The 12,518-nt window shown below is 66.7% G+C and carries 11 protein-coding genes and 1 pseudogene; 7 read left to right on the forward strand and 5 right to left on the reverse strand.

The genetic code is table 11. From position 1 onward, the window contains the following. Positions 1–95: 95 nt before the first annotated feature. Together AC1G9C_RS22975 and AC1G9C_RS22980 are read right to left on the reverse strand one after the other, a co-directional pair. Complete coding sequence (locus AC1G9C_RS22975; RefSeq protein ID WP_122109377.1) at positions 96–863, reverse strand: aspartate/glutamate racemase family protein; 768 nt, start codon at positions 861–863, stop codon at positions 96–98. Between the two features lie 8 nt (positions 864–871). Continuing rightward, positions 872–1,561: a GntR family transcriptional regulator gene (locus AC1G9C_RS22980; protein WP_021446104.1), complete on the reverse strand. Its 690-nt coding sequence runs from the start codon at positions 1,559–1,561 to the stop codon at positions 872–874. 142 nt (positions 1,562–1,703) lie between these two features. Here AC1G9C_RS22980 and AC1G9C_RS22985 point away from each other — a divergent pair, with 142 nt between their 5' ends. The 7 genes and pseudogenes from AC1G9C_RS22985 to AC1G9C_RS23015 form a co-directional block, all read left to right on the forward strand. Continuing rightward, positions 1,704–2,792 (forward strand): ABC transporter ATP-binding protein, encoded by a 1,089-nt coding sequence (locus AC1G9C_RS22985; protein ID WP_480408891.1) that lies wholly within the window; start codon positions 1,704–1,706, stop codon positions 2,790–2,792. A 1-nt stretch (position 2,793) separates the two neighbouring features. Then, positions 2,794–3,708, forward strand: coding sequence for an ABC transporter permease (locus AC1G9C_RS22990; RefSeq protein ID WP_480408892.1), 915 nt, complete (start codon positions 2,794–2,796; stop codon positions 3,706–3,708). Further along, positions 3,708–4,499 carry an ABC transporter permease gene (locus AC1G9C_RS22995; RefSeq protein ID WP_480408893.1) on the forward strand — a complete coding sequence of 264 codons (792 nt, stop codon included), beginning with the start codon at positions 3,708–3,710 and terminating at the stop codon, positions 4,497–4,499. The genes AC1G9C_RS22990 and AC1G9C_RS22995 overlap by 1 nt, the downstream gene beginning before the upstream one ends. A 49-nt stretch (positions 4,500–4,548) precedes the next feature. Continuing rightward, the gene (locus tag AC1G9C_RS23000; RefSeq protein ID WP_480408894.1) at positions 4,549–5,601 is read left to right on the forward strand and encodes an extracellular solute-binding protein; all 1,053 of its coding nucleotides are present in this window, start codon (positions 4,549–4,551) and stop codon (positions 5,599–5,601) included. An 83-nt stretch (positions 5,602–5,684) separates the two neighbouring features. Continuing rightward, positions 5,685–6,881 (forward strand): amidohydrolase family protein, encoded by a 1,197-nt coding sequence (locus AC1G9C_RS23005; protein WP_480408895.1) that lies wholly within the window; start codon positions 5,685–5,687, stop codon positions 6,879–6,881. Continuing rightward, the gene (locus AC1G9C_RS23010; RefSeq protein ID WP_480408896.1) at positions 6,878–8,377 is read left to right on the forward strand and encodes an amidohydrolase family protein; all 1,500 of its coding nucleotides are present in this window, start codon (positions 6,878–6,880) and stop codon (positions 8,375–8,377) included. Before AC1G9C_RS23005 ends, AC1G9C_RS23010 begins: the two co-directional genes overlap by 4 nt. 14 nt (positions 8,378–8,391) lie before the next feature. Continuing rightward, a pseudogene (locus tag AC1G9C_RS23015) lies at positions 8,392–9,048 on the forward strand (flavin reductase family protein); the annotation flags it as partial. 25 nt (positions 9,049–9,073) lie between these two features. Here AC1G9C_RS23015 and ald read toward each other — a convergent pair. From ald to AC1G9C_RS23030, 3 genes are all read right to left on the reverse strand, one after another. Beyond that, positions 9,074–10,195 (reverse strand): alanine dehydrogenase, encoded by a 1,122-nt coding sequence (ald, locus tag AC1G9C_RS23020; protein ID WP_480408897.1) that lies wholly within the window; start codon positions 10,193–10,195, stop codon positions 9,074–9,076. 109 nt (positions 10,196–10,304) lie between these two features. Beyond that, a complete protein-coding gene (locus tag AC1G9C_RS23025; RefSeq protein WP_122109370.1) occupies positions 10,305–11,057 on the reverse strand; it encodes a slipin family protein in 753 nt (250 codons plus the stop codon). Next, positions 11,057–12,505, reverse strand: coding sequence for an NfeD family protein (locus tag AC1G9C_RS23030; protein WP_480408898.1), 1,449 nt, complete (start codon positions 12,503–12,505; stop codon positions 11,057–11,059). Before AC1G9C_RS23030 ends, AC1G9C_RS23025 begins: the two co-directional genes overlap by 1 nt. Positions 12,506–12,518: the final 13 nt, after the last annotated feature.

Genomic DNA, 12,518 nt, shown 5'->3' on the forward strand with positions numbered 1-12,518 from the left:
CTGTCATGCAGTGTAGTGCGCTCTGCCAGGTGCGCCGCCTCCGGCCTAAACCAACGGGCGCCAGGGCATGCCAGCCCAAGGCGCCAAACAGACAATCAATCGGCAAAACGAGGCTTGGGGGGCAGGCGTTCCGTCCAGGCGAAGCCCTGCAGGAACCCCGTATAGGGCTTGGCCAACGGATAGTCCAAATCACCCCGTTTGCTGGTACTCAGCTTGAGTTCGCCGAGCAACTCCACCATTTTCAGGCCGGCGCCCACGCCGTCGATCACGGGCACGCCAAGCGCCTGACTGAGCGGTTCGGCCAAGTGGCTCATGCCGGCGCAACCGAGGACGATAGCGGCGGACTCATCACGTTCCAAGGCCTCGAGGCAGGCGGCGTGCATCAGAGATTGCAGGCCTTGCGGCTGTCCATCCAGAGCCAGCACCGGGATGTTCACCGCATGAATGCCCCGGCAATGCTGCGCGAAGCCATAACGCTCGACGAGATGGCGAGCAATGACCTTGGTACGGCTCAAGGTCGTCACGATGCTGAACCCGGTCGCGACCCAGGCTGCCAAGTGCATCGCCGCCTCGGCCATGCCGATCACCGGATAGCGGGCGACTTCCCGAGCAGCGAGCAGGCCCGGGTCGCCAAAGCAGGCGATCACATGCCCTTCGGCACCCTCGCGCTCACCGTCACGAATGGCCTGGAGCAAGCCTGGCAGGCAAAGCGCCTCGTCGTAGTGGCTCTCGATGGAGCTCGGTCCCGCGCCATTGGTCACGGCCAGCAACTGGTTGCCGGGGTGCAGCAGATCTCGAGCGACCTCGGCCAGGCGGGCAGTGATGGCGGCACTGGTGTTCGGGTTGATCAACTGGATCTTCATCGCTGCGCTCAGCTCTCGATAAGGTGCTTCAGCGGGTGGTAGCCGGTCTTGAGCTTGTCGGCCGATTCGAGGATGGCGTTCTGGATAGCGGCTAGGTGGAAACAGGTCAACTCGATGGCGGCGTTCTGGTTGCCGGCCTCGATGAACTCGATCAGCCGCAGGTGCTCGTCGTCACGACAGGCGTCATGGCGTTCGTCGTCCAGCGCCGCGGCGTAGAGAGAGGCGCGGGAGATGAGCTTGCGGAACCAGTCCAGCAGCACCGGGTTGTGCAGCGCCATGGCCAGCTTGATGTGGAATTCGCCCAGCAGGTGGATGAGCCGCTCATGGTCATGCTCGCGCCGCGCCGCCTCCTCCAGCAGCAGATGCTCACGCAGATTGCGCATGGCCGCCGCGTCACGCCGCCGACACAGCTCGGTGACGATGCCGATCTCGATCAGCCGCCGGGTCTCGAACAATGAGCGGATCTCCTCGTCGCTGGGCAGCGAGACCCAACAGCCCTTGTTCGGCTCGGAGCTCACCAGTCCATCGGCTTCCAGTTGCTTGAGCGCCGCCCGCACCGAAGTGCGGCTGACGCCGAACAACCCCGCCAGGGAAGCCTCGCCCAGTTTCATGCCGGGTCGCAGCGAGCGCTTGCTGATGGCCTGGTAAACCCCCTGATAGACCCGGTCCACCATGGTTTCCAGCTTCTTGTCGGTCATGGTCACTCCATTGTTGCGCTGAACGGCCTGCTTCGGAGGGAGAGATTCCGCCAGAAAAAGCCTGTTGCGCAATCAGCTTAAACGGGCTATTTGTAGATTGCATTCAATTTTTGCATACAAAAACAAAAGGTGACGCACCAAAATGAAGCGCGAATCGTCCATCGAAGTGCAACGCGTCAGCAAGCGCTATATCGACGACCCTGAAGTGGCCCCGGCGCTTGACGACGTTACGGTGAGCATCCGCCCCAACGAGTTCTTCACCCTGCTCGGCCCCTCGGGCTGTGGCAAGACCACACTGTTGCGCAGCATCGCCGGCTTCGAACAACTCAGCTCCGGCAGCATCCATATCGGCGGACAACGGGTGGACGAGCTGCCGCCGTACCAGCGCCGGATCAATACCGTGTTCCAGAACTATGCGCTGTTCCCTCATATGACGGTGGCCGAGAATGTCGCCTTCGGCCTGGAGATGCAGGGCCTGGCGCGCGCTGCCATTCCCGTGCGGGTGCGGGAGATGCTGGCACTGGTACAGATGGAACACCTGGCCCGCCGCCGCCCCGCCGAACTCTCCGGCGGCCAGCAGCAACGCGTGGCCCTGGCCCGTGCGCTGGCACCGCGCCCGGACGTGCTGCTGCTGGACGAACCCCTCTCCGCGCTGGACCTCAAGCTGCGCAAGGAAATGCAGGTAGAGCTCAAGCGTGTGCAACAGGAGGCGGGCATCACTTTCATCTTCGTCACCCACGACCAGGAGGAGGCGCTAACCCTGTCGGATCGCATCGCCGTGATGGCCAGCGGCAAGATCCTGCAGATCGGCACCCCCAGCGAGGTCTACGAGCGACCGCAGCACCCCTTCGTCGCCCACTTCATCGGTGACATCAACTTCCTCCCCGGCCAGCTTCGCCAGTGCCCGCAGAACGGTCGCCTGTTCCGCCCCGATGGGCTTGCGGTGGACATTCCCTGCACCAACAACGGCGACTCCCTGGCCGGCCGCGCGCAACTGGCGTTCCGTCCGGAGCGGTCGAAGCTGGTGGCTCCGTCAGAACCGCACCACCTGCGCGGCGTGGTCGAGGCCGTGCTCTACATCGGCACGGCCACGCTCTACCAGTGCCGGCTGGCCAATGATGTGAAAGTGATGCTGCGCGAAAGTAACGAAGGCGCCACCGGCGCCCGTCCCGTGGGCTCGCCCGTGACGGTGCATCTGCCGCCCCACGCCTGCCTGCTGATGGAGGCCTGAGATGAGCGTCAGCGCCACCTCCCCCAGCCTCAACCGGCTGCTGTTGCTGTCGCCGGTGCTGCTCACCCTGCTCTGCCTGATCGCCATTCCGCTGGGCATCATGGGCTACATCAGCCTGCTGCCGCGCAACCTCTACGGCGGCGTGGACTGGAGTGCCGACTGGCAGTGGCACAGCTACACGCAGCTGTTCTTCCAGGAAGACTTCGACGGCAACCTCGAACTGAACTGGGTCTACGCCCAGGCACTGCTGCGCTCGGTGCTGCAGGCCGGTGGCACCACGCTGCTGTGCTTCCTCGTGGGCTTTCCCGTGGCCCTGTGGATGACCAGCCTCAGCGAACGTTCGCGCAACATCATGGTGCTGCTGATCACCATCCCGTTCTGGACCAACCTGCTGATTCGCAACTACGCCTGGCTGATCATCCTGCGCGAACACGGCTGGCTGGCACAGAGCCTCAATGCGCTGTTCCCGCAGGCCGGCGGCATCACCCTGCTGTACAACGATTTCGCCGTGGTCGTCGGGCTGGTCTACAGCTTCCTGCCGTTCATGATCCTGCCGATCTACTCCACCCTGGAGAAGCTCGACTGGCGCCTGGTGGAAGCCGCCTACGACCTCGGCGCCAACCGCTTCAAGGCACTGCGCCGGGTGATCCTGCCGCTGTCCATGCCCGGCGTGGTGGCCGGTGCGCTGCTGGTGTTCGTGCCGAGCCTGGGCGCCTTTATCACCCCTGCCATCCTCGGCGGCGGCAAGACGCTGATGATCGGCAACCTGATCCAGCAGCAGTTCGGCACCGCGCGCAACTGGCCGCTGGGCAGCTCGCTGTCCTTCCTTCTGCTCGGGCTGATGCTGCTGACTCTGGTGCTCTACGCCCTCTACGCCAAGAAAGCCGCCAAGGCCATTCGCCAGGGAGCCCGCTGATGATCGCCAACCACCTGAAGAAATTGCCGCTGACCCGCGAAACCAGCCTGCTGGTGCTGGCCTACCTGTATCTGCCGATCCTGGTGCTGATCGCCTACAGCTTCAACGCCAACCGCACCGCCACGGTGTGGACCGAGTTCTCCTTCGCCTGGTACGGGCGCATTCTCGCCAACCCGTCGATCCAGGCGGCGGCGCTGAACTCGGTGATAGTCGCCAGTATCGCCACCGTCTGCGCCACCACCATCGCCCTGCTCGCGGCGCTGGCCACCTACCGGCCCTTCTACGGGCAGAAGATGGTGGAAGGCGGCATCAACCTGCCGCTGATCCTGCCGGAGATCGTCACGGCGGTGGCCACCCTGCTGCTATTCATGGCGCTCGGCATCAAGCTCGGCCTGCTGACGGTGATCATCGCCCACATCGGCTTTTGCATTCCGTTCGCCTACCTGCCGATTCGCGCGCGCCTGAACGACCTGGACAAGAGCCTGCTGGAAGCGGCGGGCGACCTCTACGCCAACCCCTTCCACACTTTCCGCCGGGTGACCTTGCCGTTGCTGTTCCCGGCGGTGCTGTCCGGCGCAGTACTGGCGTTCGTGGTCAGCCTGGACGACTTCATCATGACCTTCTTCGTCGCCGGCCCCGGTGCGACCACGCTGCCGGTGTACATCTTCTCGGCCATCAAGGCCGGGGTAACTCCCGAGATCAACGCAATCTCGACCCTGATGCTGGTGATTTCCATCGTCCTGGTGGTGCTCTCCTTCTGGCTCGGCCAGCGAGGCAAACCCACCGCCTGATCCCTTGCTCCATCTCTGCCCAACCTGTTCTTCAACCGGAGAAAAAACAATGAAGTTGAAAGCATTGCGTCATGGGGTAACCGGTCTGACCCTCGGCTGTTTCGCCGCCGCCTGCGCCCAGGCGGACGAACCCAAGGAACTGTTCTTCTACAACTGGACCGACTACTACCCGGTGGAACTGCTGGCCAAGTTCGAGAAGGAGACCGGCATCAAGGTCACCATGGACGGTTACGACAGCAACGAAACCCTGCTGGCCAAACTGCAGGCCGGCGGCGCCGCCTACGACGTGATCGTGCCGTCGCACTCGATCATGCGCACCCTGATCGAGCAGGGCTACCTGCAGGAAATCGACGCGCCGAGCCTGCCGAACTTCCCCCATGTGAAGCCGGCCTTCCGTGATCCCGAGTTCGACCCCGGCCGCAAGTTCTCGGCGCCCTACCTCTGGGGCACCACTGGCTTCTCCTACGACAGCGCGCGGGTGCCGGGGGGCAAGCTGGACGACTCCTGGAAAGAATTCTTCGACCCGCGTCCCGAACTGCAAGGCCAACTCGCTGCGCTGGATACGCCGAGCAGCCTGATCAACGCCGCCAGCCATTACCTGGGCGTGGATGAATGCAGCGAAAACCCGCAGGACGCCAAGCGCATCCTCGAGCTGCTGCAGAAGCAGAAACCCTTCCTGAAGATGTACAGCTCCGACAATACCGTGGACCGCATGGCCTCGGGCGAGGTGATCATGATGCAGAACTGGAACGGCTCCACTGCCCGCGCCACGCTGCAGAAGAGCAGCATCAAGTACGTCTACCCGCGTGAAGGCGTGGCCATGTTCCAGGACAACTTCGCCGTGCCCAAGAGCGCGCCGCACCCAGGCAACGCCAAGGTCTTCATCGACTGGATGATGAAGCCGGAAAACGCTGCTGCCGTGTCCAACGCCATCGCCTATGCCAACGGCATCGACAGCGACGCGCTGCTGGACCAGAAGTGGCGCGTGATGGACGCCATCAACATGCCCGACGCCTACGCCGAGCGCCTGCGCCCCGAGAAGGAGTGCAGCAACCAGGCCCGCGAGCTGCAGGACCGTATCTGGTCCAAGCTCAAGGGCTGACGCCTTTGGGCCTTTGTAGGATGCGGTAGAGCGCAGCGAAACCCATCCTACGTTTGTCCACCTTCATGCGTTGAGATGCCCCCATGACCGACACTTACTGGCTGCGCAACGTCCGCCCCTTCGGCGGCGCGGCTGAAGACTTCCTCATCCAGAACGGGCGCTTCGCCGAGCGCCGCCCGGCCAGCGCTGCACCGTGTGCCGACGGTGATATCGATGGCGCCGGCCAACTAATGACCTGCGCCCTGGTGGAAAGCCACATCCACCTGGACAAGACCCTCTGGGGCCAACCCTGGCGCCCCAACAGCGCCGGCCCGACGCTCAAGGACTACATCGCCAACGAGCGCCGCGTGCTGCGCGAGGTCACCGCGCCCATCGCCGAGCGCGCCGGCGCGCTGCTGGAAAACTGCATCGCCCGTGGTTCGCTGACCATGCGCTGCCATGTGGATATCGACCCCGAATTCGGCCTGCGCCATGTGGAGGCCATGCAGGCCCTGCGCGAGCGCTACCGCGACCTGATCGACCTGGAGCTGGTGGTGTTCCCGCAGACCGGGCTGGTCAGCCGCCCCGGCACCGCCGAGCTGATGCGCCAGGCCATGGGCCTGGGCGTGGAAAACGTCGGCGGACTCGACCCCTGCGGCATCGACAATGACCCCATCGCCCAGTTGGACATCGTCTTCGGCCTGGCCGCCGAGTTTGACCGGGGCGTGGACATCCACCTGCACGACAAGGGCGAGCTGGGCCTCTGGCAGATCGCCCGCATCGCCGACTACACCGAGCGTTTCAACCGCCAGGGCCGGGTGATGATCAGCCACGCCTATTGCCTGGGCATGGCACCCTGGAGCCAGGTCAAGCCGCTGGCCGAGCGTCTGGCTGCACTGGATATTTCGCTGATGAGCTCGGCACCGGCCGACTGCTCAGTGCCGCCCTTCCTCGCCCTGCGCGAAACCGGCGTGAACCTCTGCCTGGGCTCTGACGGCATCCGCGACGCCTGGTCGCCCATGGGCAACGGCGACATGCTGGAGCGCGCCATGCTGCTGGCCTTCCGCTTCGATCTGGCCAAGGACGACGAGCTGGCCGCCGCCTTCGATGCCGCCAGCCAGAATGGCGCCAAGGCCCTCGGCCTGTCGGAACACGGCCTCACCCTCGGTGCCCGCGCCGACTTCCTGCTGATGGATGCACAAAGCCTCGGCGAAGCCGTGGTGGCGCGGCCGACGCGCCAGGTGTATCGCGCCGGCAAGCTGATAGCAGCCCAGGGCCGCCTACTGGAGCGCCGTCTGTGAATACGCCGCGCATCGGCCTCAAGGCCAGTTGCGTGGTGGGCTTCGATGGCACTCGCCACGTGCTCTGGCGCGATGGCGAGGTGATCATCGAAGGCGCCCGCATCCTCTTCGTCGGCCGGGGCTTTCCCGGCCCGGTGGATCAGTGGATCGACTACGGCAACGCCCTGCTCGGCCCCGGCTTCATCGACCTCGACGCCCTGGGCGATCTCGACTCCACCGTGCTGTGTCTCGACAACGGCGACGAGGCCGCCATGGGCCGCATGTGGTCGGCGGAATACCTCGCCCGTGGGCCGAAGGAGAGCTACCGCTTCGAAGAGGAAGTCTTCAAGTACCGCTACGCCTTCACCCAACTGATCCGCAACGGCATCACCACCGCCATGCCGATCACCTCCATGTACTACCGCGAGTGGGCCGAAACCTACGACGAATTCGCGGCGGTCGCCGGTGTTGCCGGCGAGCTTGGCCTGCGCACCTACCTCGGCCCCTGCTTCATGAGCGGCATGCAGTACCTGCGCGCCGACGGCAGCCTCGCCGAGCATTGGGACGAACCCCGTGGCCTGGCCGGGCTGGACGCCGCCGAGCGTTTCTTCCGCGACTTCGACGGCGCTCACAACGGGTTGATTCGCGGCGCCCTGCTGCCGGACCGCATCCAGACCTGCACCCCAGCGCTGCTGCAACGCACAGTTACCCTCAGCCGCGAATTGACCGCTCCGGTTCGTCTGCACTGCTGCCAGGGGGCTGGCGAAGTGGCGCTGGTGAAAGCGCTGCGCGGCAAGGCGCCGCTGGCCTGGCTGGAGGAGCTGGACCTGCTCGGCCCACGAACGCTGCTGCCCCATGGCATCTACATCGAAGACGACGACGACCTCGCGCGCCTGGCCAACAGCGGCAGCAGCCTGGTGCACTGCCCCGTGGTGTTCGCCCGCGACGGCGAAGCGCTGGACTCCTTCGGCCGCTACCGGGCCCACGGGGTGAACTTCGCCCTCGGCACCGACACCTGGCCGGCAGACCTGCTGGAGAACATGCGCCAGGGCCTGAACATCGCCCGCCTCAAGGAAGGTGGCAGCGCGCAGACCAGCGCCCTCGACCTCTACAACGCCGCCACCCTGGGCGGTGCCCGGGCACTCGGCCGCGACGACCTGGGCCGGCTGGCACCGGGCGCCTGCGCCGATATCACCGTGTTCAGCCTCGACGGCCTGCACCTGGGGCCGCTGTTCGACCCACTGAAGAACCTCGTCCTCGCCGGCCGCGGCGACGACTGCATCGCCAGCTGGATCGGCGGCCGCTGCGTGATGGACAGCGGCCAGGTCAACGGCGTCGATTATCGCGACCTGCAGCGTCAGGCCCAGCGCCAGTACCACAGGTTGATGCGGAGCCATGCCGACCGCGCCTTCGGCCAGCCCGACTGGCGCGACCTGTTCCAGCCGGCCATTCCCTTCGCCGATGCCTGGAGCGCAGAACACCCGCTGTGCGCCTTCGCCAGCGAACCCGACCGATAACAAGAGATAACGCCATGCTGAGCTTCGACTTCGCCCAACTGAGCCCGCGCGAGAAATACAAGGTCCTCATCGGCAGCGTGGTGCCCCGGCCCATCGCGCTGGTCACCACAGTGGACGCCGAAGGCCGTGCCAACGCCGCGCCCTTCAGCTTCTTCAACGCCCTGTCCGCCGACCCGCCGATCCTCGCCCTGGGCGTGGAGAATCACGCCGACCTGACCCCGAAGGACACCACCCGCAACATCCTGCTGAACCAGGAGTTCACCGTGAACATCGTTTCCGACGCGCTGGTGGAGGCCATGAACGTCTGCGCGGTGCCCTTCGAACCCGGCTTCGACGAACTGCTCGCCGCCGGGCTCACCGCACTGCCCGGCAGCCGCGTCGGCTGCCCGTACATTGCCGAAGCGCCGGTCGCCCTGGAGTGCCGGCGAATGATGGGCCTGTCCATCGGCCAGTCGCGGGAAATCATCCTTGGCGAAGTATTGATGGTGCATGTACGCGACGAGCTGATCGACCCGAAGACGCTCTATATCGACCAGCTCGGTCTGGACGCCATCGGCCGCATGGGCGGCCACGGCTACGCCCGCACGCGGGACTACTTCGATCTGCCGACCCGCTCGTTGCAGGCCTGGCGGGAACGGCCGGGCGGTGGAGAGCGGCTCTGGCCGGGAGCCGAGCCAGCGCCACGAGCACGCCCCGCTACAGGTGCTCCAGCACCCCGGCCGCCGACTGGAACGGCAGGCCGTGGGCCTCGGCGACGCTGCCGCAGGTGATCACGCCCTTGGCCACGTTGAGCCCGTTGAGCAGGTGCGGGTCTTCCTCCAGGGCGCGCCGCGTGCCCTTCTCGGCGAGGGCGACGACGAACGGCAGGGTGGCGTTGTTCAGCGCCAGGGTCGAGGTGCGCGCCACCGCGCCGGGCATGTTGGCCACGCAGTAGTGCACCACCTCGTCGACCACATAGGTGGGCTCGGCGTGGGTGGTGGCGCGCGAGGTCTCGGCGCAGCCGCCCTGGTCGATGGCCACGTCCACCAGCACCGCGCCGGGGCGCATGTGCCGCACCATCTCGGCGCTGATCAGCTTGGGCGCGGCGGCCCCGGGGATCAGCACGCCGCCGATCACCAGGTCGGCGGCCAGCACCTGTTCGCGCAGCGCGGCGCGGGTCGAGTAGAGCGTGGTGATGCGGTTGCCGTACAGCGCATCGAGCCGGCGCAGGGCATCGACGCTCTTGTCCAGCACCGTGACATCGGCGCCCAGGCCCACTGCCATGGCCAGCGCATGGCTGCCGACCACGCCGCCGCCGAGTATCACCACCTTGCCCGGGGCCACCCCGGGCACCCCGCCGAGCAGCACGCCGCGGCCGCCGCGGGCCTTCTCCAGGCAGCTGGCGCCGGCCTGGATCGACATGCGCCCGGCCACCTCGGACATCGGCGCCAGCAGCGGCAGTCGCCCCTGGCCGTCGGTCACCGTCTCGTAGGCGATGCAGGTGGCGCCGCCGGCCATCAGCTCGTCGGTCTGCGGCCGGTCCGGGGCCAGGTGCAGGTAGGTGAACAGGGTGTGGTGCGGGCGCAGCTTGGCCCGTTCCACCGCCAGCGGCTCCTTGACCTTGACGATCAGCCGCGCCTCCTGGAACACCTCGCCGGCGCCCTGGGCGATCTGCGCGCCGGCCTGGCGGTAGTCGTCATCGGAGAAGCCGATGGCGGCGCCGGCCTGGGTCTCGACCCAGACCTCGTGGCCCAGCGCAGCGAGCTCGGCCACCGATTGCGGGGTGAGGCCGACGCGGTACTCGTGGTTCTTGATTTCCTTGGGCACACCGATGCGCATAGCGACCTCCGCTGGAAGGACCCGTTGCCTTCTTGAAGTCTAGAAAAGACCTGGCAGTCGGCCATCTGTTTTCGCCAGGTTTTTCAGGGAATAGTCCCGCGCCGGGCGGCTATTTCTTCACCTCGGCGATGCCCTGCAGCAGCTCCACCGGCAGCGGGAAGACGATGGTCGAGCTCTTGTCGCCGGCGATATTGCTCAGCGTCTGCATGTAGCGCAGCTGCATGGCGCCGGGCTGGCGGCCGAGCATCTCAGCGGCCTGCATGAGCTTTTCCGAGGCCTGCAGCTCGCCCTCGGCGTGGATCACCTTGGCCCGCCGTTCGCGTTCGGCCTCGGCCTGCTTGGCGATGGCGCGCACCATGGACTCGTCGAGGTCGACATGCTTGATCTCGACGTTGGCCACCTTGATGCCCCAGGCGTCGGTCTGCGCATCGAGCACCTGCTGGATGTCGACGTTGAGCCGCTCGCGCTCGGCGAGCATCTCGTCCAGCTCGTGCTTGCCGAGCACCGCGCGCAGGGTGGTCTGTGCCAGCTGGCTGGTGGCGATGTGGTAGTCCTCGACCTGGATGATCGCCTTCTGCGCGTCGAGCACGCGGAAGTAGACCACCGCGTTGACCTTGACCGAGACGTTGTCGCGGGAGATCACGTCCTGGGTCGGCACGTCCAGCACTATGGTGCGCAGGTCCACCCGCACCATCTGCTGCAAGCCGGGGATGACCAGGATCAGGCCCGGGCCCTTGACCCGCCAGAAGCGGCCGAGCTGGAACACCACGCCGCGCTCGTACTCGCGCAGGATGCGAAAGGCCGAGGCGAGCAGGGCCAGGACGATGATCGTCAGCGAGAGAAAACTCAGTTCGAAACCCATCAGTGACCTCCTTGGGGCGGCGGTTCATCCACCGCGCTGACCTGCAGTTGCACGCCCTGGCGCGCCGTCACCCGCACCCGCTGTCCGGGCCGCAGCGGTTCGCTGCCCTGCACCTGCCAGCGCTCGCCCTGCAGCGCCACCCAGCCGCTGCAAGGGTCCTCGGCCTGCACCGCGGCGACCGCCACCAGGCTGCCGACCAGACCGCTGTCGCCGGCCACCTGCTGGCGCCGCCTGGCCTTCAGCGCCATGCCGAGGATGGCCAGGATCAACCCGGCGCTGACCAGCGCCAGGGTGACGATCAGCGCCAGCGGGATGCCGAAGCCCGGCACGTCGGTATCGATCAGGATCAGCGCGCCGAAGACGAAGGCCACCACGCCGCCGATGCCGAGCACGCCGAAGCTGGGCAGGAAGGCCTCGGCGGCGATAAAGGCGATGCCGAGCAGGATCAGCGCCACCCCGGCGTAGTTCACCGGCAGCAGCTGCAGGGCGTAGAGCGCGAGGATCAGGCTGATGCCGCCGAGCACGCCGCCGACGCCGCTGCCGGGGTTGGAGAACTCGAAGAACAGGCCGTAGACGCCGATCATCATCAAAATCAGCGCCACGCTGGGGTTGGTGATCACCGCCAGCAGGCGGGTGCGCCAGTCCGGCGCATGGCTGATCAGGGGCGCGCCGGCGGTGGCCAGGGTCTGGTCGACGCCGCCGGCCTGCAGGGTCTTGCCGTCGAGCTGGCGCAACAGGTCGGCCAGGTCCGTGGCCAGGTAGTCGATCACCTTCTGCGCCAGCGCCTCCTCGGCGGCCAGGCTGACCGCCTCGCGCACCGCGCGCTCGGCCCATTCGGCGTTGCGCCCGCGCATCGTCGCCAGGCCGCGGATATAGGCGGCGGCGTCGTTGACCTGCTTGGCGGTCATGGCATCGCCGGGGCTCTTGTCCGCCTCGCCGTCCTTGCCCTTGCCCTCGTCTTTGCTCTCGCCCGGCGGTTTGCTCGGCGTGCCGGGCATGCCGATGGCCACCGGGGTGGCCGCGCCGAGGTTGGTGCCCGGCGCCATGGCGGCGACGTGGCTGGCGTAGAGGATATAGGTACCGGCGCTGGCTGCCCGCGCGCCGCCGGGGGCGACGTAGCTGGCCACCGGAATCGGGCTGGCGAGGATCGCCTTGATGATCGCGCGCATGGAGGTGTCCAGGCCGCCGGGGGTGTCGATCTGGATCAGCACCAGCTGCGCGCCCTCGTCCACCGCCTTGGCCAGGCCGCGCACCAGGTAGTCGGCGCTGGCCGGGCCGATCACCCCGTCCACCTGCAGTTGCACCACCGCCCCCGGCGCCGCACTCGCACCCAGCGAGCCGCCGAGAATCAGGGCGCCCAGGCACAGACGCAGCCACGCAGCAAACACCTTCGCCTCCCGGGAGTCGCGCGGATGCCGGTCAGCTGGCGGCGCTCCCTCACTGAGCATAGTCCATGGCCTC

It is taken from the genome of Pseudomonas sp. ABa2, from assembly GCF_056676075.1.

Bases quoted from the DNA above. Each gene is read 5' to 3' on its own strand.
- AC1G9C_RS22975 (WP_122109377.1), bottom strand. From the start codon at position 863: ATGAAGATCCAGTTGATCAACCCGAACACCAGTGCCGCCATCACTGCC.
- AC1G9C_RS22980 (WP_021446104.1), bottom strand. From the start codon at position 1,561: ATGACCGACAAGAAGCTGGAAACCATGGTGGACCGGGTCTATCAGGGG.
- AC1G9C_RS22985 (WP_480408891.1), top strand. From the start codon at position 1,704: ATGAAGCGCGAATCGTCCATCGAAGTGCAACGCGTCAGCAAGCGCTAT.
- AC1G9C_RS22990 (WP_480408892.1), top strand. From the start codon at position 2,794: ATGAGCGTCAGCGCCACCTCCCCCAGCCTCAACCGGCTGCTGTTGCTG.
- AC1G9C_RS22995 (WP_480408893.1), top strand. From the start codon at position 3,708: ATGATCGCCAACCACCTGAAGAAATTGCCGCTGACCCGCGAAACCAGC.
- AC1G9C_RS23000 (WP_480408894.1), top strand. From the start codon at position 4,549: ATGAAGTTGAAAGCATTGCGTCATGGGGTAACCGGTCTGACCCTCGGC.
- AC1G9C_RS23005 (WP_480408895.1), top strand. From the start codon at position 5,685: ATGACCGACACTTACTGGCTGCGCAACGTCCGCCCCTTCGGCGGCGCG.
- ald (WP_480408897.1), bottom strand. From the start codon at position 10,195: ATGCGCATCGGTGTGCCCAAGGAAATCAAGAACCACGAGTACCGCGTC.
- AC1G9C_RS23025 (WP_122109370.1), bottom strand. From the start codon at position 11,057: ATGGGTTTCGAACTGAGTTTTCTCTCGCTGACGATCATCGTCCTGGCC.
- AC1G9C_RS23030 (WP_480408898.1), bottom strand. From the start codon at position 12,505: ATGCTCAGTGAGGGAGCGCCGCCAGCTGACCGGCATCCGCGCGACTCC.